27 protein-coding genes and 1 pseudogene are annotated in these 23,252 nt (G+C 30.5%); 18 read left to right on the top strand and 10 right to left on the bottom strand.

All coding sequences use genetic code 11. The annotated features are described in order from the left end of the window. Positions 1-37: 37 nt before the first annotated feature. The 7 genes from hisC to FBF06_RS01490 are packed head-to-tail and all read right to left on the bottom strand — an operon-like array spanning position 38 to position 6,342. Positions 38-1,132, bottom strand: a complete 1,095-nt coding sequence (hisC, locus tag FBF06_RS01520) for a histidinol-phosphate transaminase (RefSeq protein ID WP_168977502.1) — start codon at positions 1,130-1,132, stop codon at positions 38-40. After that, entirely contained in the window at positions 1,122-2,195 is a 1,074-nt protein-coding gene (gene pheA, locus FBF06_RS01515; RefSeq protein WP_032582615.1) for a prephenate dehydratase, read from the bottom strand. The genes hisC and pheA overlap by 11 nt, the downstream gene beginning before the upstream one ends. After that, positions 2,183-2,950 (bottom strand): HAD-IIA family hydrolase, encoded by a 768-nt coding sequence (locus FBF06_RS01510; RefSeq protein ID WP_168977501.1) that lies wholly within the window; start codon positions 2,948-2,950, stop codon positions 2,183-2,185. The genes pheA and FBF06_RS01510 overlap by 13 nt, the downstream gene beginning before the upstream one ends. Position 2,951: 1 nt before the next feature. Then, positions 2,952-4,160 (bottom strand): diaminopimelate decarboxylase, encoded by a 1,209-nt coding sequence (gene lysA / locus FBF06_RS01505; RefSeq protein ID WP_002867747.1) that lies wholly within the window; start codon positions 4,158-4,160, stop codon positions 2,952-2,954. Between the two features lie 43 nt (positions 4,161-4,203). Then, complete coding sequence (locus FBF06_RS01500; RefSeq protein WP_002867746.1) at positions 4,204-5,262, bottom strand: LptF/LptG family permease; 1,059 nt, start codon at positions 5,260-5,262, stop codon at positions 4,204-4,206. Position 5,263: 1 nt separating this feature from the next. Next, positions 5,264-5,809 (bottom strand): aminoacyl-tRNA hydrolase, encoded by a 546-nt coding sequence (pth, locus tag FBF06_RS01495; protein ID WP_002854409.1) that lies wholly within the window; start codon positions 5,807-5,809, stop codon positions 5,264-5,266. After that, positions 5,806-6,342 carry a 50S ribosomal protein L25/general stress protein Ctc gene (locus FBF06_RS01490; RefSeq protein WP_002791314.1) on the bottom strand — a complete coding sequence of 179 codons (537 nt, stop codon included), beginning with the start codon at positions 6,340-6,342 and terminating at the stop codon, positions 5,806-5,808. Before FBF06_RS01490 ends, pth begins: the two co-directional genes overlap by 4 nt. 131 nt (positions 6,343-6,473) lie before the next feature. On the opposite strand from FBF06_RS01490, the gene FBF06_RS01485 reads away from it, so the two are divergent. Genes FBF06_RS01485 through bioD form a run of 3 tightly spaced genes read left to right on the top strand, consistent with a single transcriptional unit; the run spans position 6,474 to position 7,744 of the window. Beyond that, on the top strand, positions 6,474-6,812 hold the full coding sequence (locus FBF06_RS01485; protein ID WP_002810730.1) for a multidrug efflux SMR transporter: 339 nt from the start codon (positions 6,474-6,476) through the stop codon (positions 6,810-6,812). A 2-nt stretch (positions 6,813-6,814) separates the two neighbouring features. Beyond that, the gene (locus FBF06_RS01480) at positions 6,815-7,129 is read left to right on the top strand and encodes a multidrug efflux SMR transporter (protein WP_002857436.1); all 315 of its coding nucleotides are present in this window, start codon (positions 6,815-6,817) and stop codon (positions 7,127-7,129) included. Between the two features lie 9 nt (positions 7,130-7,138). Next, complete coding sequence (bioD, locus tag FBF06_RS01475; RefSeq protein WP_002816248.1) at positions 7,139-7,744, top strand: ATP-dependent dethiobiotin synthetase BioD; 606 nt, start codon at positions 7,139-7,141, stop codon at positions 7,742-7,744. On the opposite strand, the gene FBF06_RS01470 is transcribed toward bioD, so the two are convergent. Then, positions 7,731-9,014 carry an adenosylmethionine--8-amino-7-oxononanoate transaminase gene (locus FBF06_RS01470; protein ID WP_002859851.1) on the bottom strand — a complete coding sequence of 428 codons (1,284 nt, stop codon included), beginning with the start codon at positions 9,012-9,014 and terminating at the stop codon, positions 7,731-7,733. The two genes, bioD and FBF06_RS01470, sit on opposite strands and share 14 nt — an antisense overlap. Before the next feature lie 66 nt (positions 9,015-9,080). Here FBF06_RS01470 and FBF06_RS01465 point away from each other — a divergent pair, with 66 nt between their 5' ends. From FBF06_RS01465 to panD, 10 genes are all read left to right on the top strand, one after another. Further along, complete coding sequence (locus tag FBF06_RS01465; protein WP_002854666.1) at positions 9,081-10,223, top strand: pyridoxal phosphate-dependent aminotransferase family protein; 1,143 nt, start codon at positions 9,081-9,083, stop codon at positions 10,221-10,223. Continuing rightward, on the top strand, positions 10,220-10,831 hold the full coding sequence (locus FBF06_RS01460; RefSeq protein ID WP_002854367.1) for a pimeloyl-ACP methyl esterase BioG family protein: 612 nt from the start codon (positions 10,220-10,222) through the stop codon (positions 10,829-10,831). Before FBF06_RS01465 ends, FBF06_RS01460 begins: the two co-directional genes overlap by 4 nt. Beyond that, entirely contained in the window at positions 10,828-11,514 is a 687-nt protein-coding gene (gene bioC, locus FBF06_RS01455) for a malonyl-ACP O-methyltransferase BioC (protein ID WP_002854349.1), read from the top strand. Before FBF06_RS01460 ends, bioC begins: the two co-directional genes overlap by 4 nt. 53 nt (positions 11,515-11,567) lie before the next feature. Next, complete coding sequence (gene modA, locus FBF06_RS01450) at positions 11,568-12,317, top strand: molybdate ABC transporter substrate-binding protein (RefSeq protein WP_002854529.1); 750 nt, start codon at positions 11,568-11,570, stop codon at positions 12,315-12,317. Beyond that, positions 12,314-12,715, top strand: a complete 402-nt coding sequence (locus tag FBF06_RS01445; RefSeq protein ID WP_002787993.1) for a molybdenum-pterin-binding protein — start codon at positions 12,314-12,316, stop codon at positions 12,713-12,715. Before modA ends, FBF06_RS01445 begins: the two co-directional genes overlap by 4 nt. Then, positions 12,708-13,376 (top strand): molybdate ABC transporter permease subunit, encoded by a 669-nt coding sequence (modB, locus tag FBF06_RS01440; RefSeq protein WP_002854336.1) that lies wholly within the window; start codon positions 12,708-12,710, stop codon positions 13,374-13,376. Before FBF06_RS01445 ends, modB begins: the two co-directional genes overlap by 8 nt. A gap of 9 nt (positions 13,377-13,385) precedes the next feature. Continuing rightward, on the top strand, positions 13,386-14,276 hold the full coding sequence (locus tag FBF06_RS01435; protein WP_165434403.1) for a sulfate/molybdate ABC transporter ATP-binding protein: 891 nt from the start codon (positions 13,386-13,388) through the stop codon (positions 14,274-14,276). A gap of 153 nt (positions 14,277-14,429) precedes the next feature. Continuing rightward, positions 14,430-15,254: a 3-methyl-2-oxobutanoate hydroxymethyltransferase gene (gene panB / locus FBF06_RS01430; protein ID WP_165434402.1), complete on the top strand. Its 825-nt coding sequence runs from the start codon at positions 14,430-14,432 to the stop codon at positions 15,252-15,254. A 10-nt stretch (positions 15,255-15,264) separates the two neighbouring features. Continuing rightward, complete coding sequence (panC, locus tag FBF06_RS01425) at positions 15,265-16,113, top strand: pantoate--beta-alanine ligase (RefSeq protein ID WP_002867741.1); 849 nt, start codon at positions 15,265-15,267, stop codon at positions 16,111-16,113. Beyond that, on the top strand, positions 16,110-16,490 hold the full coding sequence (gene panD, locus FBF06_RS01420) for an aspartate 1-decarboxylase (protein WP_002854245.1): 381 nt from the start codon (positions 16,110-16,112) through the stop codon (positions 16,488-16,490). Before panC ends, panD begins: the two co-directional genes overlap by 4 nt. Before the next feature lie 74 nt (positions 16,491-16,564). Here panD and FBF06_RS01415 read toward each other — a convergent pair whose 3' ends face one another. Next, a complete protein-coding gene (locus tag FBF06_RS01415; RefSeq protein ID WP_079263976.1) occupies positions 16,565-17,218 on the bottom strand; it encodes a ThiF family adenylyltransferase in 654 nt (217 codons plus the stop codon). Next, on the bottom strand, positions 17,208-17,984 hold the full coding sequence (gene surE, locus FBF06_RS01410; protein WP_002854555.1) for a 5'/3'-nucleotidase SurE: 777 nt from the start codon (positions 17,982-17,984) through the stop codon (positions 17,208-17,210). Before surE ends, FBF06_RS01415 begins: the two co-directional genes overlap by 11 nt. 254 nt (positions 17,985-18,238) lie before the next feature. Between surE and FBF06_RS09645 the strand changes: the two genes are divergently transcribed. The 5 genes and pseudogenes from FBF06_RS09645 to FBF06_RS01390 all read left to right on the top strand — a co-directional run bounded on the left by FBF06_RS09645 (position 18,239) and on the right by FBF06_RS01390 (position 23,252). Further along, the gene (locus FBF06_RS09645) at positions 18,239-18,460 is read left to right on the top strand and encodes a glycerol-3-phosphate transporter (RefSeq protein ID WP_002857419.1); all 222 of its coding nucleotides are present in this window, start codon (positions 18,239-18,241) and stop codon (positions 18,458-18,460) included. Further along, positions 18,451-19,533 carry an MFS transporter gene (locus FBF06_RS01405; protein ID WP_002906404.1) on the top strand — a complete coding sequence of 361 codons (1,083 nt, stop codon included), beginning with the start codon at positions 18,451-18,453 and terminating at the stop codon, positions 19,531-19,533. The genes FBF06_RS09645 and FBF06_RS01405 overlap by 10 nt, the downstream gene beginning before the upstream one ends. A gap of 141 nt (positions 19,534-19,674) precedes the next feature. Then, complete coding sequence (gene peb3 / locus FBF06_RS01400) at positions 19,675-20,427, top strand: AcfC family glycoprotein adhesin PEB3 (RefSeq protein WP_002868180.1); 753 nt, start codon at positions 19,675-19,677, stop codon at positions 20,425-20,427. Between the two features lie 96 nt (positions 20,428-20,523). Then, positions 20,524-20,748, top strand: a pseudogene (locus FBF06_RS01395) (lipid-A-disaccharide synthase); the annotation flags it as partial. Between the two features lie 35 nt (positions 20,749-20,783). Then, complete coding sequence (locus tag FBF06_RS01390) at positions 20,784-23,252, top strand: DNA methyltransferase (protein ID WP_002868182.1); 2,469 nt, start codon at positions 20,784-20,786, stop codon at positions 23,250-23,252.

Raw genomic sequence — 23,252 nt, 5'->3', positions numbered from 1 at the left:
TAGTTTAGCGAATTTTACATATTTTTATTTGATTTATCTATCTTAAAATCTTATCAAATTCTGTAAAAAATTTTTCATTTTCATAAGATGTTCCTATAGTAATGCGTATAGCATTTAAACCATAGCTTTTTAAATTTCTTATTATTATACCCTTTTTAAGCAATTTTTCAGACAAATCTGTACTATTTTTTTCATCAAAAAAATAAGTGATGAAATTTGTATAACTATCAATGATTTTGATATTATGTTTTTTAGCAAATTCTTTATAAAGCTCCATTTGAGAAAAATTATTCTCTAAAGTTTTTTTAGCAAATTCATCATCATTTATTGCTGCAACTGCTGCTTTTAAAGCAAGATTACTCACATTAAAAGGCGCACGAAGCTTGTAAAATGCACTAATAATATTAGCATTAGCTATACCATAACCAATGCGTAAACCTCCTAATCCATAAAGCTTAGAAAAAGTTCCTAAATAAAGTACATTGTCAAATTCTTTAATCAATTCGCAAGGTTTTAAATGTTTTTTGCTATCTTTAAAACTTGCAAATTCATTATAAGCTGCATCAATCACAACTAAACAATCCTCATTTACACCTTTAATAAACTCGGTCGCCTCACTTGCATCCAAACACTCGCCTAAAGGATTGTTTGGTAAGCATAAAAAAATAAGTTTAATTTCATCTTTGTGCGTTTCATAAAGTTTTTTAAACTCATCTAAATTATGAGTAATACTTTGAGTTTTATAACACTTTGCACCACATTGTTTGGCATAAATTTCATACATAGCAAAGGTAACTCCAGCTTGCAAAAAAGCATTTTTAGAATTTAACTTAGCATGTATAGCAAATTCAATCACTTGATCACTACCTGCACCGATGATAATATTTTCATTTTGAACTTTGTATTTTTGAGCCAATGTGCTTTTAAGTTCTATCATACTATCATCAGGGTAAAGATGGGCTTTATCTGCATTTTGTCTTAAACATTCTATAGCTTTTGGTGGCGTGCCAAAAGGATTTTCATTGCTTGCTAATTTTATCACTTCTTTAACGCCATATTCTTTAGCAATAACTTCTATATCTTTTCCGGGTTCATAATTGCTTAAATGATTTAAAAATTCATTAAATTTCATCTTTTTCTCCTGATAAATAAGATCCAAGCCAAACAATCTCTTGTATATCTTTTAAGGCTTTTTTTACATTTTCATCATCAATATGCCCTTCAAAATCTATATAAAAACTGTGTAAAAATTCTTTTGATTTTACAGGGCGAGATTCAAGCTTAGTAAGATTGATATTTTCTTTTTTAAACTGCTCTAATAAAAAGCTAAGTCCCCCAGGTTTATGTGCTGTGTGTGCTAAAATAGAAGTTTTACAATTTGGCATTTTAGGATTTTTAATATCGCTTAAAATTAAAAATCTTGTTTTATTGGCTGCATTATCTTCTATTTTATCAAAAAGTACAGGCACATTATAAAGCTTAGCCGCTATTCTAGAACAAATTGCTGCCGCATATTTATCTTGCGAAGCTAGGTAAGCTGCATTAGCTGTAGATTTTGAAGGAACAAATTCTATAGCACTAAGTTCATGACTTTCTAAAAATTTACGACATTGATTATAACCTTGCGGATGCGAATAAATGCGTTTGATTTCTTTTAAATTTTCATTAATTCCCACAAAAGAATGATGAATATCCATATAAATTTCACCAAAAATTTTAAGCTCATTATACTTACCTAGACAATCTAAAGTAATACCTACTGCACCTTCGGTATTATTTTCTATAGGCACAACACCGTATTTTGCTTCTTTGTTGCTTAACTCTTTAAAAACATCTTCGATATTAGCCAAGGCTATATAACGACTCATCGCACCAAAACGACTTCTTGCTGCTTGATGAGTATAAGTTCCCTCAGGCCCTAAATAAGCTATAGTTTGAGGCATTTCTAAATTTCTTGAAACTGCAAAAATTTCTTGATAAATTGCCTCTATGGCATTTTGATCTAAAAGTCCTAAATTTGCATTTTTTAAACGATTGATAATGGCTCTTTCACGCTCAGGACGATAAATAGCTCCCCCACTACTTTGTTTAAGCTCGCCTATACTTTTAACATAAGTCATTCTTTCATTTAAAAGTTCTAAAATTTTATCATCAACCGCATCGATTTTATTTCTAAATTCTTCTAAATTTGGCATTTTAGCTCCTTTAAAAACTCAAAAACACTAGGATAAACTCCATCAAGCAAATCCGTATCAAGCCCTTTTGTGTCGCTTATCTTTCCGCTTAAAACCAGCAAGGTTTTCATGCCAAGTTCTTTTGCCTTAAGCAAGTCTCCTCTAAAATCATCACTAATGATTTTAATATCTTCAAAATCGATTTTTGAATTTTGTTTTCTTATCAAATTTAAAGCTTCTTTATAAAAAGTAATGCTAGGCTTACCCACAACCTCGTATTCAAAATCAATAGCATTTTTAAGCATAGCCATAATGCTACCTACACCAGGATAAGGCCTACCATCTTTTTTATAAATGCTAGTTTCGTGCATAGCTATAAACCTAACTTCTCTTCTAGCCAATTCTATCATACTAGCAAAATCTACAAATTTAAAATCATCATAACTAGCTACAAGCACAGCACTAGGATTTACAAAATCAAGTTCAAAACCAAGATTTTCAAGACTTTTTACAAACTCATCTGCACCAAAAGCCGCAACTTTACAAGGTTTTAAAAGGTGTTTTAAAACGCTAAAAGGATCAATATAAGCATTTTCTTTTATAGCCAATCCTTTTTGCTGTAATTTTTCTAAAAAATCAAGTTTTTTTGTATTGTTAGTAATGATAACATAAGGAAGATTTTTTGCATTTAAAAAATCGATCAATTCTTTAGCGCCATGGATTAAACTCTTATCATGATCAGAAATTAAAGTCCCTTGAACATCTAAAAAAAACATTTTAAGCCTTTAAAAATTTCTCTTCTAAAGCGATTTGATTTTCAAAATTTTCTCTTTGACGGATCAATCTTACCTGTCCTTCTTCAAGGGCTAATTCGCAAACTTTATTACGAGTATTGTAGTTACTACTCATGCTAAAACCATAAGCTCCAGTATTTTTAATAACCATTATATCACCACTTTGAGTGCTAGGTAAAGACCTTGCTTTAGCAAAAAAGTCTCCACTCTCACAAATTCCACCTACAACATCACATAAACTCTCTTGGGCTTGAGTATAAGGTAAGATTATTTCATGATAAGCCTCGTATAAACTTGGGCGTATAAGATCATTCATCGCTCCATCTACTACAACAAAACGCTTGGTTTTATTTTGTTTTTCATAAAGTACTGAACAAACAAATTCTCCACTTTTAGCAACTAAATACCTTCCAGGCTCCATTCCTATGGTTAAATCAAGCCCATGAAGTTGTGCTAATATACCTTGTGCATAATTATAAAGATCAGGTTCGCACTCATCTTTTTCATAAGCCACACCCAAGCCACCGCCTATATCAAAAAATTTAAGATCAATTTGCAAGGCTTTTAACTCTCTTGCAAGTTTTGCAACAATGGCTGCTGCTTCATGAATAGGAGAAATATCTAAAAGTTGCGAACCTATATGAAAATGCACTCCAACGGGCTCTAAAAAAGATGAATTTTTTGCATAAAGATACATTTTTCTTGCTATGTCAATTTCAACACCAAATTTATTTTCATTTAATCCTGTAGAAATATAAGGATGAGTTTTTGCATCAACATTTGGATTAACACGAATACTGATTCTTGCCTTTAGATTAAGTTCTTTAGCCACACTTTCTAAAAGCATCATTTCAGCTTCGCTTTCAAGGTTAATATATAAAATATCATATTCTAAAGCTTGTCTTAACTCTTCTTTGGTTTTTCCTACTCCACTAAAAATAATCTTATAAGCTTTTGCTCCTGCTTTTAAGGCACGCTTTACCTCGCCTATACTTACACAATCAAATCCACTATCTAAATTTGCAAGCATTTGCAACAAACTTAAATTTGAATTGGCTTTTACAGCGTAAAAAATTTGAGATTTTCTTGCCTTAAAAGCCTCTTTGAGATTTAAAAAACGCTCTTTTATGAAATCAAAATTGTAAATATAAAAAGGAGTATTAAATTCTTGCTTTAATTGTTTATAATCCATATTTAACCTTTAATTTTTATAATTTTACTACACAAAGCTTAATTTATCGATGCTTATAATACATATAAGCACTTAAACAACCCAAAATTATAATAGGCACTACAATGCCAATTTCACTTGCAATCACACTATTTTCGCTTAATCTAGTAAGCAAAAACAAGACTCCCCAAATCATCAAAGTCACTACAAAAGCTATAAAAGTTACAAAAGCAAGATTAAAAAATCTTGCTATTACAGGAAAAAAATAATACATAATAAGCATTAAAAATGGTGCAAAAAAAGGAGTAAAAACAAATTTATAAAGATTGATTTTAAGAGCATCTGTATTGACATTTTGCGCCTTAAAAAGCTCAAAACTTTCAAGTGCGTCAGATATTGAATAATCACTATTACTAGCAACCCCTTCTATAATCTTTGGTTTAAAACCCTCAAGTGATTTAAGCTCGGAGAAATCTTGTATCTTTAAACCATCATTAGCAAGTTCATAATTTTTAGGTAATAATGTAATATTACCATCTCGCAAAATCCAACTTTCACCTTCAAAATAGGCGTTTTTAGCACTTACAAAAGAGCTTAAATTTAAATCATTGATATTAAAAATTTTTATATTTTGAGCACTATTTTGTCCATTGTTTATCTTTGAAATATAAACAAAATTATTGTTAAATTTCAAAAACACTTCTCCACTTTGATTCATAATAGTACCATTTTTTAAAATATTTCTCTTATAATCATTTGCATAAGCAAAAGAAGTAAAATTCAATCCTATATAAATACAACAAAAAAATAAAGCCCATAAAAAAGGAAATAAAATAACATAATTTCTGCTCAGTCCTAATGCATAAAGACTTACAAATTCATTTGCTCTGATCATAGAAATCAAAGAAACTACCAAAGCAAAAATCAAAGAAATGGGTAATACATAAGGCACTGCCGAGAAAGATAAAAACATAACATAAAGCAAATCAAGATTTGCGGCTTTTGGTAGATCTTTAAAATTTAAGAGCAAATCAATACCGCAATAAAAACCAAGCAAAGAAAAAAATATAATAAAAAAATTTTTTAAATAAATCCCTGAAATAAAACGAAAAAATATCCACATCTTAAGCCTTTAGGCTGTATTTAGATGATATAGCAGACAAATCATCATTTTCAATAAGCTCAAGCAAAGCTTTTTTTGTATGCTCTAAAACTTTGCTTAAGGTTATTTCTTCTTCGGGTTTAAATTTACCTAAAACATGGGAAATCACATTTTCACCCTTTCCCACTCCTATACGCACTCTTTCATAATCATTTCCACATAAAGTATCTATGCTTTTAAGCCCATTATGTCCACCACTTGAACCGCCTTTTTTAAAACGCAAGGCTCCTAAATTTATATCTATATCATCATGGATAACTATCATTCTTTCGCATTTATAAAAATCATTCACTGCTTTTACACTAAGTCCTGAATTATTCATATAAGTACTAGGTTTAAGAAGAAGTAAAGAAGAACCTATTTTAAAAAGTTCTCCTTTAAATTTAGAGTTTGTAAGATTTGTAAAATTGCTTTCTTTTAAAAGCAAGTCAATTAGCATAAAACCGACATTATGGCGGGTATTTTCATACTCTACGCCTATATTGCCAAGCCCTACGACTAAAATCATCTAGCTTTTTCTACACCTACAACCGCTACTCTATCAGCATCAATCATAGTTACTCCCGCAGGAACTACAATATCACGAACAAGTAAAGCATCACCCACATCAAGTTTACTTACATCAAGTTCGAAAAAATTTGGTAAATTTTCAGCTGCACATTTTACTTTTAATCTTCTTTTTGATTGGATTAAAACACCTTTATTTTTAAGACCTATAGCTGTTCCTGTGATTTTAACTGGAACCATGTATTTAGAAATCACACCTTTTTGTGCAACTTTTAAATCCACATGTTTAAGTTCTGCAGTTACAGGATCTTTTTGATAATCCACAACTACAACGCTTAAAGTTTGAGAACCTACTTTTACATCAAAAATTAAAGTAGTTTTTTTACGAACTTCCTTAATAAACTCATTTACTTTAAAAGCGGCATTGATGTTTTCTAATCCTTTTCCATAGATGTTTGCGATTAGATAACCATCTCTTTTTAAAGCTTTAGCAGCTTTTCTACCGATACTCTCTCTAACGATACCTTCTAACATCTTTTGTCCTTTCTTAAAAAATGAGCTTTGATTATATCTAATTTTGGCTTATGGAAAAGTAAATTTATAGCTTCTTTTAATTTCTTTAAGATATAATTTGTTTTATAAATTATGTTAATTTAAGGCTTCATGTGAATGAAAAATTCAATATCAATATAGCTTGGTTTTTAATAATCTTAGGCGGGATTATAGAATGTTTTTGGGTAAGTGGACTTAAGTATTCTACAGAAATTTGGCACTATATTTTAACAGCCATTGGGGTTTGTATTTCTTTTACTTGTTTTTTAAAAGCTTGTGAAAGACTTGAAGTAAGCATTACTTATAGTGTTTTTGTAGGCATTGGCACTATAGGAGTGGTTTTAAATGAAATGTTTATTTTTAATGAGGCTGTTTCTATAATTAAACTTGTGCTTATAGCGATTTTACTTTTAAGCATTATAGCCCTTAAATGGGTAAGCAAGGAAGCTTAGTTATGGAATGGTTTTATTTGTTTTTAGCTACTGCTTGTGAAATTTTTGGTGTGGTGATCATGAAAGAACTTGTAAGCACTAAAAACAAGCTTTACCTTTTAGCTTTGATAGTGTGTTTTGGATTTTCTTTTACTTTTTTAAGCTTAAGTATGCAAAATATCGCTATGAGCGTTGCTTATGCTATATGGACAGGAGCTGGAACCGCTGGTGGGGTAATGATAGGAGTGCTTTTTTATAAAGAAAGTAAAAGTTTTTTAAAACTTTTTTTAATCACTGTGATTATTGCTTGTACAGTAGGTTTAAAATTTCTTTCTTAAGGATTTTTTGTGCAAATTTATGTGAGTGGAATACATACTGATGTAGGAAAAACACATTTTAGTGCAGCTTTTTGTGCGAATTTTAACTATGATTATTTTAAACTCATTCAAGCAGGAACTCCAACAGATAGCGAGTTTATTGCAAAATTTAGCCCAAAAACAAAGATTTTTAAAGAAGGTATTTTTTTGCAAACTCCAGCTTCTCCTCATCTTGGAAAAATCAAAGAAAAGCTTGATTATAAAGCCTTAGATATCATTTTACCAAAAAGCAAAAACCTACTTATTGAGCTTGCGGGTGGGCTTTTTTCTCCTATGGATGAAAATTACACTATGATTGATTTTGTGAATATTTTCAAACACCCTACGATTTTGGTAGCAAAATACTATCTTGGAAGCATTAATCATATCTTGCTTAGCATTGAAGCTTTAAAGCAAAGAAATATCAATCTTTTAGCCCTTGTAATGATGGGTAAAAAAGATATCTTACAAGATGATTTTATAAAAAATTATGCAAAAATTCCTATAATCAATCTTGATTTTTTTGATGAAAATAGCATTTTAAATAAAGATTTTAAAGAGCAAATGCAAGAAATTTTACAACTTAAAATTCCTTAAAAATCTGCTCTAAACTCTCTAGTACATAAACGATTTGTTCTTTTGTGATGATGTAAGGAGGCATAAAATAAATCGTATTTGCTAAAGGTCTTAAAAGCAAACCTTTTTCTAAGGCTTTTTGAAATACAAAAAGTCCTACGCGTTTATACTTGGTGCTTAAAATATCAAAAGCACTGATCATCCCGCAAGTTCTAAAATTACCCAAAAAGTCAAATTTTTCAAGTCTTGAAAATTCTTTTTTGATAAACTCGCTTAAAATTTGATTTTTTACTAAAATATTTTCATCCTCAAAGATATCTAAAACCGCATTTGCTGCCGCGCAAGCTAAGGTATTTCCCGTATAGCTATGAGAATGTAAAAAAGCCTTTTGGCTTTCATAAGTATCATAAAAAGCATTATAAATTTCATCTCTTGTAAGCACTACAGAAAGTGGCATAAATCCACCCGTTATCCCTTTTGAAAGGCAGATAAAATCGGGGCTTTGTTTGCATTGATGTAAGGCAAACAAAGTTCCTGTGCGTCCAAAGCCCACTGCAATTTCATCAAAAATCACTTGCACTCCAAATTTATGGCAAAGCTTTATGGCCTCATCAATAAACCCTGCTTCATACATATGCATATTTCCTGCACATTGCACCAAGGGTTCAAGTATAAAAGCACAAATTTCACTTGCATTTTTTTCTAAAATATCTTTTAAAATTTCAAGCTCTTGAGTGTAATCTTTACTTTGTGGCACAGGCGTGCTTAAACACTCTAAAAGTAAAGGCTTATAAGTATCTTTATAAAGTGCTACATCTCCTACACTTAAGGCTCCTAAGGTTTCACCATGATAAGAATTACTTAAAGATAAAAATTTACTTTTTTTCACTCCCTTATTTAAATGATAATGAAAGCTCATCTTAAGTGCGACTTCAATAGCGCTTGAACCATTATCTGCGTAAAAACATTTGTTAAAATTCCTGCCTACTTTTTCGCAAAGTCTTGCAGAAAGCTTGATGATGGGCTCATGTGTAAAACCTGCTAAAATCACATGCTCTAGCTCATCAACTTGTTTTTTAATGGCATTTGCGATTTTTTCATTACAATGCCCAAAAAGATTTACCCACCACGAGCTCACACAGTCCATATAAGCCTTATCATCAAAATCATAAAGCCACACTCCTTTAGCTCTTTTTATAGGAATGAGTGGCAAATTTTCATGATCTTTCATTTGCGTACAAGGGTGCCAAATATGCTCTAAATCGAGTTTTTTTAAAATTTCATTTTGCATTATAACTTCTTTTTTAAATATATTTTGGCAAAATAATACTTTAAATTTCTGAATTTTAGGAAAAAAATGAGCCTTGAAAATATCTTAGAAGCCCTTGAAAAAAATCACAATCTTAGAAAACTTACAAGCCTCAAACATGAAGGAAATTTTGTTTTTAAAGAGGGTAAAAAGCTTTTAAATTTAGCGGGGAATGATTATTTAAATTTAAGCTCTTGCAAATCTTTAAAAGATGAATTTTTAGATAATGTCAAAGAACAAGACTTATTTTTTTCAAGCTCAAGTTCAAGGAGCTTGAGTGGAAATTTTACAATTTATGAGGAATTAGAAAGCTTTTTAAAATCCAAATTTAAAGAAAAAGAAATCTTACATTTTAACAGCGGTTATCATCTTAATATCTCTTGTATAGCTGCACTTGTGAGCATTCCAAATACACTTTTTTTAGTAGATAAATTCATCCATGCAAGTATGATTGATGGACTAAAACTTGGCGGAGCAAAATTTTTTCGCTTTCATCATAACGATATGAATCATTTAGAAAATTTAATTCAAAAACATTATGATCATTATGAAAATATCATCATTTTAAGCGAAGCATTATTTAGCATGGATGGTGATTTTTCTGATTTTAATACACTCATCGCCTTTAAAGAAAAATACCCTAAAATCAAACTTTATATCGATGAAGCGCACAGCGTGGGTTGCTTTGATGAGGAGGGCTTGGGACTTGTTAAAGCTTTAAATTTGGAAGAAAAGGTTGATTTTATAGTTTTTACCTTTGGCAAGGCTCTTGCTTCTATGGGTGCTTGCATGATTTGTAATAATCTTTATAAAAGCTTTTTTATCAACAAAGCTAGAGCTTTTATTTATTCTACAGCGCTGCCTCCTATCAATATAGCTTGGACAAAATTTATTTTTGAAAAAATGAGCGAGCTAAAAGAAAAAAGAGAAAAATTACAAATCATAGGCAACTTTTTTAAAAATCAACTCATAGAAAAAAATCATCAAATTTTAGGCGATGCTTACATCATCTCCTTGGTTTTGGGAGAAAATCAAAAGACTATAGAATTAGCAAAAAAACTTGAAACAAATGGCATTTTTGCACCCGCTATAAAAGAACCTACGGTGCCTAAAAATACAGCTAGAATTCGTTTTTCTTTGCATGCAGGACTTAGTAAAGAAGATTTAAAGAAAGTGATAGAACTTTTATGAAAATAAGCAATTTAATTCAAAATGAAAACTCACAAGAACTTATCTTAGTATTTGGCGGTTTTGCTTCACATCCTAGCCATTTTGCACATTTAAAAAGCGATAAAAATGTAGTTTTGGTTTATGATTATGAAAATTTAGACTTTAAATTTGATTTAAAGTCTTTTTCTAAAATCACTCTCATAGCTTTTTCTATGGGAGTTTGCGTAGCAAGTAGAGTTTTAAAAGATATAGAGTTTTCGCAAAAAATAGCTATCAATGGCACTCCTTTTGGCATAGATAAATTAAAAGGAATTCATCCTGCAATTTTTGCTAAGCAAATTAAAAAATTTGATCTCACGGCTTTTAAAAAATCTTTATTTAAAGAGCGCAAAAATGAAGCAAAAAACTTTATTTTTAAAGATGAAAAAGATTTAAAAACCGAGCTTGAAAAACTTTTCGAATTTGCCTCAAAAGAGTGTAATGAAAACTTTATTTGGGACAAAATTTACTCAAGCAATAATGATGAAATTTTTCCTCAAAATGCTTTAAAAAACACTTTTTCAAAGCTTATTTTCCTAAATGAGCCACATTTTGCTTTTTTTCATTTTAAAACTTGGGATGAAATTTGAATTTTTTAAAAGCAAAAGATTATCAAAAACACGCAAAAGTGCAAGATTTAATGGGTTTAAAACTTTGTGAAATTTTAAAAAATTTAGAAATTTCGCATTTTAAAAAAGTGTTTGAATTTGGTTGTGGTAGGGGCGAATTTAGCGACAAACTTTCAAAAATTATCACTTTTGATGAATATCTAAAAAATGATATTTTGGATTATCCTGACAATCTTAATGTGGAAATTTTTGATATGAATACCCTAGCTACACAGATTTTAAGCAAGCAAAAATTTGATCTTATCACTTCTAATGCGAGTTTGCAATGGCTTGATTTAAAGCAGGTTTTGCCCACACTAGCAAATATGTTAAATGAAAAAGGAATTTTACTTCTTTCTACTTTTGGAAAAATGAATTTAAAAGAGATCAAACAAAGCACAGGCTTGGGTTTAAAATATTTTAGCACAAAAGAACTTGAACAAATTTTTAAACCCTATTTTTCTGATATTAAAATCACTGAAGAAATTGTAAATTTGGAATTTCAAAACGCTTTAGAGGTTTTTAAGCATTTGAAATTAAGCGGGGTAAATTCTTTGGGATTTTATCGCTTAAACAAGCAATTCTTAAAAGAATTTGAAGAAAAATTCCAAAATAAACTCACTTATCATCCTATTTTTATTTTATGCAAAAAAGATACAAAATAAAATTTCTTATGTTATAATACAAAAAATCAAGATTATCTACAAAGGAAAGTGCAGTGAAAAAGCTTGTGTTAATTTTTATAGTGTTGTTTTTATCTTTAAATTTAAATGCACAAAATTTAAGTGTTTTCGTAGCTTCTTCAGCTTCAAAAGCTATGGAAGAAGTCAAAAATGAATTTTTAAAATCACACCCTAATGACAATATAGATCTTGTTTTTGGTGCTTCAGGAAAGTATTATCAACTTTTGAAACAAGGGCGGGAATTTGATCTATTTTTTTCAGCCGATACAAAATACGCGCAAGCAATTTATGAGGATCAAAACGCTTTAGATAAACCAAAAGTTTATGTTTTAGGTATCTTAGCCTTATATAGCTTAGATGAAAGCTTACTTGAAGGTGGGATAGAAAAGCTAAAAGATAAAGCAAATAAAATTCATCACCTAAGCCTTGCAAATCCAAAAGTTGCTCCTTATGGAGTAGCTGCTAAAGAAGTACTTGAAAATTTAAAATTAGACAAACTCTTTGAAGATAAAATTGTTTTAGGTGAAAATATCTCCGTGCCCGTTTTACATGTCGATAGCAATAATGCGGATTTGGGTATTGTGGCTTATTCTTTAGTATCTTCTATCAATCATCCTAAGGGCAAAGCTATTTTAATCGATCAAAAATACTTCACCCCTTTAAAACAAAGCTATGTCATCACAAGATACGCTAAAGATAAAAAATTAGCCTTTGAATTTAGCGATTTTATCAGCTCACAAAAAGCAAAAGAAATCTTTAAAAAATACGGATTTGACACACCTTGAATATCTTAAATGGCAAGATTATAGAGCTTTTAAATGAGGGTGAGATTGTCATCGTTAAGATCAGTATTAAAGAGCATATTTTTAAAGTTTTAATGCTTGATCTTCATTCTTTGCAAGATCTTAAAATAGGTACAAAAATTCAAGTGCTTTTTAAAGAACACGAACTTGGCTTTGCCTTGCCTCATTCTATTTTAAGTGTGGAAAATTCATTTCTAGCAAGGATTAAAAGTATTAAAAAGGGCAAAATTCTATATCATATCTTTTTTGATTTTGAGGGTGATGAAATTTCTAGCATTATCGCTAAAGAAAAAGCCTTAGAGCTTAAGCTCGAAGAAGGACAAGAATGGCTTTGCTTTGTCAAGGAAAACGATATCATTTTAAAGGCTATTTATGGATAATGATTTTTTACAAACCCTTTATCTTACCTTTAAACTTGCATTTATCACTACCTTTATACTCTTTTTCATCGGAGTATTTTTAGCCTATCTTTTAAGCTTTGTGAAATTTCCTTTTAAAAGCTTGGTGCAAACCTTTGTAGCTTTGCCCTTGGTTTTGCCTCCAAGTGTTTTGGGATTTTATTTACTCATAAGCTTTTCACAAAACAGCTTTTTAGGACAATTTTTAAAAGAATATTTTAACCTTTCTTTGGTTTTTAGCTTTGAAGGTTTAGTATTTGCTTCTTTGATTTTTTCTCTGCCCTTTATGGTAAATCCTTTACAAAGTGCTTTTTCATCAATCAATCAAAACCTACTTGATGCTTCTTATGCTCTAGGAAAGGGTAAAATTTATACACTTTTTAGAGTGATTTTACCCAATTCTAAAGTAGGGATTTTTAGTGCTTGCGCGATGAGTTTTGCACACACCATTGGTGAATTTGGAGTGGTGATGATGATAGGTGGACACAAAAAAGGTGAAACTTTGGTCGCAAGTATTGCTATTTATGATGAGCTTGAAGTTTTAAACTATACCTTAGCACATCAATACGCTTTTACTTTATTTGCGATTTCTTTTGCCATACTCTTAAGTCTTTATTTTGTGAACAAAAAAATCGCTCTATAGGCCAATTTTATGATAAAAATCGATATAAAACTTCCCATTAACACAGCAAAAGGCAAGAAGCAACTAGAATTAAACACTTGCCTAAAAGCAAATGAAATCACTGCTATTTTTGGAGAAAGCGGTGCGGGAAAAACGACTCTACTTAAAATCATTGCAGGACTTATAAAACCTGAATTTGGGCGCATAGAAGTAGGAGATGAGCTTTGGCTTGATACCCAAAAAAATATCAATTTAGCCATACAAAAAAGAAAAATCGGCTTTGTTTTTCAAGATTATGCTCTTTTTCCAAATATGAGCGTAAAAGAAAACATTTCTTACGCTGCGATTTCAAAACAAAAAGTAGAAGAGCTTTTAAGCTTAATGAATTTAGAAAATTTAGCCAAAATTTATCCCAAAAATTTAAGCGGTGGACAAGCACAAAGAGTGGCTTTAGCAAGGGCTTTAGCGAGAGAACCGCAAATTTTACTTTTAGATGAGCCTTTGAGTGCATTAGACTTTAAAATGCGATCTTTTTTGCAAGATGAGCTTGTGAAAATTTTACAACATTTTAAAATCACTACTTTATTGGTAAGTCACGATTTGGCTGAAATTTACAAATTAAGTCATAGAATTTTAGAGCTTAGTGATGGAAAAATCATCAAAGATGCAAGAACAAATGAATTTTTTACCTCATCAAATTTAAGTGCGAAACTGCGTTTAAGTGCAACTTTGCTTGAGATTAAAAAAAGTGATATTTTGATGATTTTTACCCTACTTTTAAATCAAGATATCGTTAAAATCACACTTAGCGAAGAAGAATTTTTAAGAACTTATAAAAATGTAAAAATCGGCGATACGCTTTTACTATCCATAAAAGCCTTTAACCCTATCATCGTAGGAAAACTTGATAAACAAAAGTAAAAATTTAATTTTTCTATAGAAATTTTCCAAAATTGTAACCATTAAAACAATCCATTAATTAAATATATTTTGTTTTATCGTTTATTTACTATTTATGAAAATTTATATGCTAGTTTTTTGCTTGCTATTTTATAGCTAAACGAGGTATTTTAAATGAGAAAAAGTATTCTTAGTTTTTTGGAAAAAAAAGGTAAAAATGAAAAAATAACCATGGTAAGTGCCTATGACTACCATAGTGCAAAAATTCTAGATAATTGCGATATAGATATCATATTGGTTGGAGATTCATTAGCTATGACAGTGCTTGGCATGCAAGATACTTTAAGTGTGACCATGGATGAAATGTTGATCTTTACCAAAGCTGTTTCTCGCGGAGCTAAAAAGTCTTTCGTACTTGCGGATATGCCTTTCATGTCTTATCAAAACTCGGATCGTGACGCTATCTTAAATGCCTCAAGATTTATCAAAGAAAGCCATGCAAATGGGGTAAAAGTGGAAGGGGGTATAGAAATCGCAAGCAAGATTAAATTAATTTCCCAATCAGGAATACCCGTCGTTGCTCACCTAGGACTAACCCCACAAGCTGTAAATATGCTAGGTGGATATAGAGTTCAAGGTAAAGATTTACAATCGGCTCAAAAAATCATAGATGATGCAAAAGCTGTGCAAGATGCGGGTGCTTGTATGTTGGTTTTAGAATGCGTACCTGTAAAATTAGCACAAAAAATAAGCTCTATTTTAGAAATTCCAACAATCGGCATAGGTTCAGGTAAATACTGCGATGGACAAGTTTTAGTTTATCATGATCTTTTAGGTTTAAATAAAGATTTTAAAGCAAAATTTGTAAAGCATTTTGATAAAATTGACCCTCAAGTAGGAGTTGAAAAATATAGAGATGAAGTTAAAAGCGGTATTTTTCCTTCCGAAGAGCACAGCTTTGATTATTTAGATGATGAATTATTAGATAAATTATACTAAGGATACAAATATGGAAGTCATTACTTCTATCAAAGAAGCAAAACAAATTGTAAAAAATTGGAAATCACATAACCTTAGCATAGGCTATGTTCCAACCATGGGCTTTTTACACGATGGGCATTTAAGTTTAGTCAAAAATGCCAAAACACAAGATAAAGTCATAGTAAGTATCTTTGTAAATCCTATGCAATTTGGCCCTAATGAAGATTTTTCTAGTTATCCAAGAGATTTAGAACGCGACATTAAAATGTGTCAAGATAATGGCGTTGATATGGTTTTTATCCCCGATGCAGCTCAAATGTATCTTAAGAATTTTAGCACCTATGTGGATATGAACACGATCACGGATAAGCTTTGTGGAGCTAAAAGACTGGGGCATTTTAGAGGCGTTTGCACAGTTTTGGCTAAATTTTTTAATATCCTAAACCCTGATATAGTCTATATGGGGCAAAAAGACGCGCAGCAATGCGTAGTCGTTAGACATATGGTTGATGATTTAAATTTTGATTTAAAAATTCAAATTTGTCCTATCATTAGAGAAGAAGATGGCTTAGCTAAAAGCTCTAGAAATGTATATCTTAGCGAAGAAGAAAGAAAAGCGTCACTAGCTATATCTCAAAGCATTTTTTTAGCTGAAAAATTAGTCCAAGAAGGAGAAAAAGATACTTCCAAAATTATCCAAGCTATGAAAGATATTTTAGAAAAAGAAAAATTAATCAAAATCGATTATATAGAATTAGTTGATTTTAACACTATGGAAAATATTAAAAATATCGCCGATAATGTTTTAGGAGCAGTGGCTGCTTTTGTTGGAAAAACAAGACTCATTGATAATTTTTTAGTACAAGGATTAAAATGAACATTACTTTACTCAAATCAAAAATACACCGTGCAAACGTAACAGAAGCTAGGCTTGATTATGTAGGAAGCATAAGCATAGATGAAAAATTATTGCAAGCGAGTGGAATTTTAGAATACGAAAAAGTTCAAGTAGTCAATGTCAATAATGGCGCTAGATTTGAAACCTACACCATCGCTACGCAAGAAGAAGGGGTTGTATGCTTAAATGGCGCTGCGGCTCGTCTTGCTGAAGTAGGAGATAAAGTGATCATTATGTCTTATGCTGATTTTAACGAAGAAGAAGCAAAAACATTTAAACCAAAAGTTGTCTTTGTAGATGAAAATAACACTGCTACAAAAATAACAAATTATGAAAAACACGGAGCTATTTTCTAATATCTAACTATTTTTGTAATTTTTTCTATCTTAGATAAATTCATTTATCTAAGATAAATATTTAAATTTCAATCTTATCTAGCAAGAACTTTTCTTAATGCTAAACTTGCTAAAGCTAAACCAAAAGATGCAGTCACACCCATGAAAGATCCAAGATCTTTACAATGCGCTTCCTCATCTGAAAAAACCACATCAAAATTTCCTTTAAAACCTGATTTTCTAAGCTCGTAACGAAATTTTTTTGCTAAAGCATCGCCGTGAGTTTTAAAAATACTTGTAGTTTTAATGCGTGTTGGATCAAGCTTTCTAGCTCCACCTGTTGAGGAGATAAAAATTTGTTTTTTAAAATCTATAAGATGAGCCAAAGCTACTTTTGCAGGAATATCATCAATGGCATCTATGATAAGATCAAACTCGCTTAAATCAAAATTTTTTAAAAAATTTTCATCGATTTTACTGACTATACCTTTAACCTTATAAATTCTTTCAAATACTTTAGCCTTTTCTTCGCCTATATTTTCGCTATGAATTTGGCGATTTTGATTAGTGATTTCAAATTTATCCGCATCGATTAAAGTAAGGTTTTTAAAACCACTACGATAAAGCGCATCAACGCAAATTCCACCCACTCCACCAAGTCCGCAAACCAAAACTTTTGTTTGTGAAATTTTTTGAAATTTTTCTTCTCCAACTAGCCATTTTATACGTGTAAATCTATCATTCATCATTTGCCTTTAACCATTTTTTAACTTTTTTCATTCTTTCATAAGCTGTAAGATCCAGCATTATAGGTGTTATTGTAGCGTAGCCTTTTTTAAGTAAGGCAATATCGCTATTTTTCTCATCTTCAAAGTCTAAATTCGCCGCTGCAAGCCAATAGTACTCTACTCCTCTCGGATTGACATTTGAATGGGCTTCAAAATTATAAACCCTTTTGCCTGCTTTACAAATTTTAATGCCTTTGATTTTTGATTTTGCAGGAAAATTGATATTTAAAAATTCTTTTTTTTCCAAAGGAAAACCTTTATCAAAAATATTTTGAATGATTTTTTTGGTAATTTGTAAAGCATTTTTATAGTCTAGTTCTTTTTCGCTTTTTTTATAAAATTGAGAAAGAGCGATAGCAGGAATTCCTTGTAAAACCGCCTCCATAGCTCCTGCGCAAGTTCCTGAGTAGGTAATATCCTCGCCTACATTAGCACCTTTATTAATCCCACTTATTACAAGATCAGGCAAACGCTTTTTGTATAAAGCATGCAAAGCAAGATAAACACAATCTGCTGGAGTGCCATCATCAAGTTTGTAAAATCTTTTTCCCACTTTAACAAAACGCAAAGGTTTGGTTAGGGTTATAGAGTGCGAACAAGCTGATTTTTCACTAGCAGGAGCTACTATGGTGATCTTGGCTTTAAATTCTTTTGTTAACATCTTAATGAGTTTTTTAAGTCCTTCGCTTTCATAACCATCGTCATTAGTGATAAGAATTTCTTTCATTGTCTTCCTTGCAAAAGATAAAAATCTGGATTTTAACATATTTTTTTAAAGCTTCATAGTATAAAATTTTAATTTTTAAATTATATAAATTTCGTATTATTTTTAATTATTTTTTTATTTTATATCGATTAACATTATTTAAACTATAAAAATATAAAGTTAGTAAGGATGGTTTAAATATGTTTGATTTTTTCAAACCTAAGGCAAAAGCTATTAAATTTCCTCTTTAGGAAATTTTACCTAGATATTACAAAATGAGAACTTGGAGTTTAAGTGGGGTTTTTATAGGATATATGGGATATTATCTTGTGCGAAATAATATCACTCTTTCAACTCCATTTATACAAAATCAACTTAATCTCAGTAAATCAGACATCGGAACAATCACAGGCTCAATGCTTATAGCTTACGGGATTAGCAAGGGTGCAATGAGCGTTATAAGCGACAAAGCTGATCCTAAAAAATCATGGCTTTAGGTCTTATTTTATGTGCTCTTGTAAATGTTTTACTTGGTTTTTCAAATTCTTTTTACGCTTATGTAGGTTTTGTTATCGCGCTTGGGGTTTTTCAAGGTATGGGGGTAGGTCCTTCTTTTATCACTCTTGCAAACTGGTATCCTAAAAAAGAGCGGGGAATTTACACGGCCGTTTGGAATATCTCACATAATATAGGAGGCGGGATAGTTGCTCCTATAGTTTCGCTTTCAGGTTTTGCTTTGGCAGCATTATTGGGTGTGAGTATGGCAAATTTTAACGAAACATATTGGCACATGAATCATTTTTATACTCCTGCTGCTTGTGCAGTTATCATTAGTCTTTATGCGCTTTATGCAGTTAAAGGAAATCCTAAAAATGAAGGTTTGGTTGATATTACTGAAATCAATGAAATGCGAGGGATTAAAACAGAAGAAATCAAAGCTATAGAAACTCCAAATTTAAGCAGTTTTGAAATTTTTTATCATTATGTACTTAAAAACAAAAATGCTTGGTATGTGGCTTGGATGGATACTTTTGTTTATATGGTGCGTTTTGGGCTTATTTCTTGGCTTCCTATTTACTTGCTAGAAACAAAAGGCTTTAATAAAGAACAAATAGGTATTGCCTTTTGGCTTTTTGAATGGGCTGCTATACCTTCTACTTTACTTGCAGGATATATTTCAGATAAAATTTTTAAAGGCTATAGAATGCCTCCTGCTATAGGCGCCATGGTGATTATTTTCTTTATGATTATTGGATATTTTACTTCAAATAATCTTTATATGGTTATTTTCTTTGCAGCTATGGCGGGATGTTTAGTCTATATACCACAATTTTTAGCAAGTGTGCAAACTATGGAAGTCGTTCCTGCTTTTGCAGTAGGATCTTGCGTAGGACTTCGTGGCTTTATGAGTTATGTAGTCGGTGCTTCACTTGGAACAAAAGCTATAGGCTGGGCTGTGGATTACTATGGTAGTTGGAATGCTGGTCTTATCATGCTCCTTAGTGCTTGTATTCTTTGTATACTTTGTTCTACTTTATGTCATTTTAGCGCTAAAAAGAAGTATCAATAACAATTTTAACTTTTGCTTGCAAAAATACCAAGCAAAAGTTAGATTTTAATAATATTTTTGTTACATTATAACTATTTATTAACATATAATTTCTAAAATCTCACCTTCAATCAATAAAAATTTATCATAAAAGGAAATACTATGAAAAAAATTATTACTTTATTTGGTGCATGTGCCTTAGCTTTTAGTATGGCAAATGCAGATGTAAATCTTTATGGACCAGGTGGCCCACACACGGCCTTAAAAGATATAGCAAACAAATATAGCGAAAAAACAGGCGTTAAAGTAAATGTAAATTTTGGCCCTCAAGCGACTTGGTTTGAAAAGGCTAAAAAAGATGCAGATATTTTATTTGGCGCTTCGGATCAATCGGCTTTAGCTATAGCAAGTGATTTTGGAAAAGATTTTAATGTGAGTAAAATCAAGCCTTTGTATTTTAGAGAAGCTATCATACTTACTCAAAAAGGCAATCCTTTAAAAATCAAAGGTTTAAAAGATTTGGCTAATAAAAAAGTAAGAATCGTTGTACCTGAAGGTGCTGGAAAGAGCAATACTTCTGGAACGGGAGTTTGGGAAGATATGATAGGTAGAACTCAAGATATAAAAACCATACAAAATTTTAGAAACAATATCGTAGCTTTTGTTCCAAATAGTGGAAGTGCAAGAAAGCTTTTCGCACAAAATCAAGCCGATGCTTGGATCACTTGGATTGACTGGTCAAAAAGCAATCCTGACATAGGAACTGCCGTAGCTATAGAAAAAGATTTGGTTGTTTATAGAACTTTTAATGTGGTAGCTAAAGAAGGTGCGAGCAAAGAAACACAAGATTTTATTGCTTATTTAAGTTCTAAGGAAGCTAAAGAAATTTTTAAAAAATACGGCTGGAGAGAATAAACCTTCATACACGCTTTTTAGCGTGTATTCTTGCATAACTTCTTTTAATTAAGCCAAAATAAGATAAAATGTTTAAAATATTGATAAGGAAATTTTTTGAAAACCTTTTTAGTTTGTGCTTTAGAACCTTCAGCAAATTTGCATTTAAAAGAAGTTTTAAAAGCCTATAAAAAAGACTTTGGAGAATTTGAACTTCATGGGATTTATGATGAGAGTTTATGTAAAGAATTTGATTTAAATTCTAAGCCACTTTATAGTTCACATGAGTTTAGTGCTATGGGTTTTATAGAGGTTTTACCTTTGATTTTTAAGTCAAAAAAAGATATTATTTTAACTTGCAAATATAAAGGTAAAGTATGGATTATAAAAAAGCATTTTATTTAAAATTAGAGGATTGTTATTTAGGTGCGAAAATTAAAAACTCGCAAAATCAAGCTAAAAATGGTTTTACAAATTTACTTGTTATAAAAGAAAAATATTTTCAAAAAATCAAAGACTATTTAGACACACAAAATCTTTATACAGATACTTATAATAAACTTTATAATTTTTTTAGCACCTATTTAAACGAAACAGGAACGCCGTTTTTTTACGATACACCTATGTATAAAAATATCTATGCAAGGGTATATTCAAATTCAAAAGACACAAGTCTTTTTTATAAAACACAAAATTTATACTATGTAAAATCAGATACTATTTATAATCCTTTAAGCTTGCAAAGTGAAGATAAAAAATACACTTTAAATTTTCTTACCGATGAGTATGAGCAAAATGCTGATAATAATAAAAGTAAAATCAATTTTTATTTGCAAAATATACAAGATGATAATATAAACATAAAAGTGATAAATTCTAAAAATAATGATGGCGCAAATGTATTTAAACAAAACTCAAGTGAATTTAGCGATGTTTTTTTAAAGACTTTAAAAAATGCACAAATAAACATAAAAGAAGAAGAGCTAAAAAAACTTTTTAAAACTTATAAAAAACAAAATGAAGTAGATTTTTTTATCCATAAAAATGCGAAAGAATTTTTAAAAGAACAATTTGATTTGTGGTTGTTTTCCTATGTGAATGATAGCATTACTGATTGGACTAAAGAAAAGATAGATGAGATCAACGATCTAAAACAAATCGCTTTTGCTATCATTGATATGATAGCTGACTTTGAAAATGAGTTAAAAGCTATATGGTTAAAGCCAAAATTTGCTAAAAATGCTCACTATGTATTTAGCTTAGATACTATTAAATCACACTCAAATAACGCTGATGAAATTTTAAACTCCATATATAAAGATATAAATTTTAATGAGCAAATCGCAGAATGGAAAGAATTAAATTTCATAAATGATGAGTTTGATATAAAGGCTATAAATGATGAAAAATACAAATTCTTACCGCTTGATACAAAGTATTTAAGCGAGGAAAACTATTATAAACTTTTGCAAAGTTTTGAAAATTTAGATGAAATTTTAAATGGAGAGCTTGTAAAAGCAGATAATTTTCAAGCACTTAATTCTCTAATGCCAAAATACCAAGGCAAAATAGATCTGATCTATATAGATCCACCTTATAATACAGGTAATGATGGCTTTGTCTATACCGATAAATTTAACCATAGCTCATGGCTTGCTATGATGAAGAATCGCCTAGATCTAGCAAAAGAATTTCTAAAAAATAGCGGAAGTATTTTTATAAGTATTGATGATAACGAACAAGCAAGGCTTAAGATTCTATGTGATGAGGTGTTTGGGGAAGAAAATTTTGTGGCGAATGTTATTTGGAGAAAACGAGCGGGTGGCGGTAATGATTCCAATCATATAGCAGTTGAACAAGAGTATATAAATATATATGCAAAAAATATAGAACATCTTAAAACATATGGAATTGCAAGAACAAATATTTCTCAGTATAAAAAGGATGAAAAAGGGTATTATCTTGAAAAACCACTAAATGATACTTCTTTGCAAGATAGTCCTGGATTGCATTATGATATTAAATTGCCTAGCGGAAAAATACTAAAAGGCAGTGAACATCAGTGGAAAGTGTCAGAAAATACCTTTTATTCAAGACTTGAAAGAGATGAAATTATTTTTAAAAATAATGATAAAGTGTATTACAAACACTATATTGATATAGCTTCTAATCTTAAGCCATCTTCTATTTGGTACGATTTTGTATTAAATGCTGATGCTACAAATGAAATTAAATTAAATTTCGAAAATAAAATTTTTGATACACCAAAACCTGAAAAGCTTCTAAAAAGGATTTGTGATATAGGTAGCAATCAAAATTCACTTGTTTTAGACTTTTTTGTAGGAAGTGGTACCACGATAGCTACTGCACATAAACTAAAACGCAAATGGCTTGGAGTGGAAATGGGAGAGCATTTTTACAAAGTCATCATTCCTAGAATGAAAAAAGTTTTAAATGGCTTTGTTTGTGGTATAAGTAAAGAAGTAGAATTTAAAGGTGGTGGTGCTTTTAGATACTATGAGCTTGAAAGCTATGAAGAAAGTTTAGAAAATTGTGAATATATATTAAGTAGTGATAATGCGCTCATAGATTATAGAAAATCCCGCAAACTCATCAAAGGGCTCAAAAAAGGTGAAAACATCTACCTTGATATGAGTAAATATGATAAAAACTTTGACATTTTTGTAACGATGTCTAATCTTTTGGGACTTAAAATCAAAAATATTTTTATAGATGATAATGGCATAAAATCTTGCAGATTTGAAAATGGTGATACTGTAAATTTAGAAAATATTGATTTAATCAAATATCCAAAACTAAGAAATCTAATATGGTGGGAGAAATAA

Source organism: Campylobacter sp. CFSAN093227, from assembly GCF_012897855.1.
Lineage (GTDB): Bacteria > Campylobacterota > Campylobacteria > Campylobacterales > Campylobacteraceae > Campylobacter_D > Campylobacter_D jejuni.
Note: the sequence above shows the minus strand (reverse complement) of the source record. Positions and strands in the feature narration are given on the sequence as shown.

What these genes read in the sequence shown, in the direction of transcription:
- hisC (WP_168977502.1), bottom strand. Translation starts at nt 1,132, where the DNA reads ATGAAATTTAATGAATTTTTAAATCATTTAAGCAATTATGAACCCGGA.
- pheA (WP_032582615.1), bottom strand. Translation starts at nt 2,195, where the DNA reads ATGCCAAATTTAGAAGAATTTAGAAATAAAATCGATGCGGTTGATGAT.
- FBF06_RS01510 (WP_168977501.1), bottom strand. Translation starts at nt 2,950, where the DNA reads ATGTTTTTTTTAGATGTTCAAGGGACTTTAATTTCTGATCATGATAAG.
- lysA (WP_002867747.1), bottom strand. Translation starts at nt 4,160, where the DNA reads ATGGATTATAAACAATTAAAGCAAGAATTTAATACTCCTTTTTATATT.
- FBF06_RS01500 (WP_002867746.1), bottom strand. Translation starts at nt 5,262, where the DNA reads ATGTGGATATTTTTTCGTTTTATTTCAGGGATTTATTTAAAAAATTTT.
- pth (WP_002854409.1), bottom strand. Translation starts at nt 5,809, where the DNA reads ATGATTTTAGTCGTAGGGCTTGGCAATATAGGCGTAGAGTATGAAAAT.
- FBF06_RS01490 (WP_002791314.1), bottom strand. Translation starts at nt 6,342, where the DNA reads ATGTTAGAAGGTATCGTTAGAGAGAGTATCGGTAGAAAAGCTGCTAAA.
- FBF06_RS01480 (WP_002857436.1), top strand. Translation starts at nt 6,815, where the DNA reads ATGGAATGGTTTTATTTGTTTTTAGCTACTGCTTGTGAAATTTTTGGT.
- FBF06_RS01470 (WP_002859851.1), bottom strand. Translation starts at nt 9,014, where the DNA reads ATGCAAAATGAAATTTTAAAAAAACTCGATTTAGAGCATATTTGGCAC.
- FBF06_RS01465 (WP_002854666.1), top strand. Translation starts at nt 9,081, where the DNA reads ATGAGCCTTGAAAATATCTTAGAAGCCCTTGAAAAAAATCACAATCTT.
- FBF06_RS01460 (WP_002854367.1), top strand. Translation starts at nt 10,220, where the DNA reads ATGAAAATAAGCAATTTAATTCAAAATGAAAACTCACAAGAACTTATC.
- modB (WP_002854336.1), top strand. Translation starts at nt 12,708, where the DNA reads ATGGATAATGATTTTTTACAAACCCTTTATCTTACCTTTAAACTTGCA.
- FBF06_RS01435 (WP_165434403.1), top strand. Translation starts at nt 13,386, where the DNA reads ATGATAAAAATCGATATAAAACTTCCCATTAACACAGCAAAAGGCAAG.
- panB (WP_165434402.1), top strand. Translation starts at nt 14,430, where the DNA reads ATGAGAAAAAGTATTCTTAGTTTTTTGGAAAAAAAAGGTAAAAATGAA.
- panC (WP_002867741.1), top strand. Translation starts at nt 15,265, where the DNA reads ATGGAAGTCATTACTTCTATCAAAGAAGCAAAACAAATTGTAAAAAAT.
- panD (WP_002854245.1), top strand. Translation starts at nt 16,110, where the DNA reads ATGAACATTACTTTACTCAAATCAAAAATACACCGTGCAAACGTAACA.
- FBF06_RS01415 (WP_079263976.1), bottom strand. Translation starts at nt 17,218, where the DNA reads ATGATGAATGATAGATTTACACGTATAAAATGGCTAGTTGGAGAAGAA.
- surE (WP_002854555.1), bottom strand. Translation starts at nt 17,984, where the DNA reads ATGAAAGAAATTCTTATCACTAATGACGATGGTTATGAAAGCGAAGGA.
- FBF06_RS09645 (WP_002857419.1), top strand. Translation starts at nt 18,239, where the DNA reads ATGAGAACTTGGAGTTTAAGTGGGGTTTTTATAGGATATATGGGATAT.
- FBF06_RS01405 (WP_002906404.1), top strand. Translation starts at nt 18,451, where the DNA reads ATGGCTTTAGGTCTTATTTTATGTGCTCTTGTAAATGTTTTACTTGGT.
- peb3 (WP_002868180.1), top strand. Translation starts at nt 19,675, where the DNA reads ATGAAAAAAATTATTACTTTATTTGGTGCATGTGCCTTAGCTTTTAGT.
- FBF06_RS01390 (WP_002868182.1), top strand. Translation starts at nt 20,784, where the DNA reads ATGGATTATAAAAAAGCATTTTATTTAAAATTAGAGGATTGTTATTTA.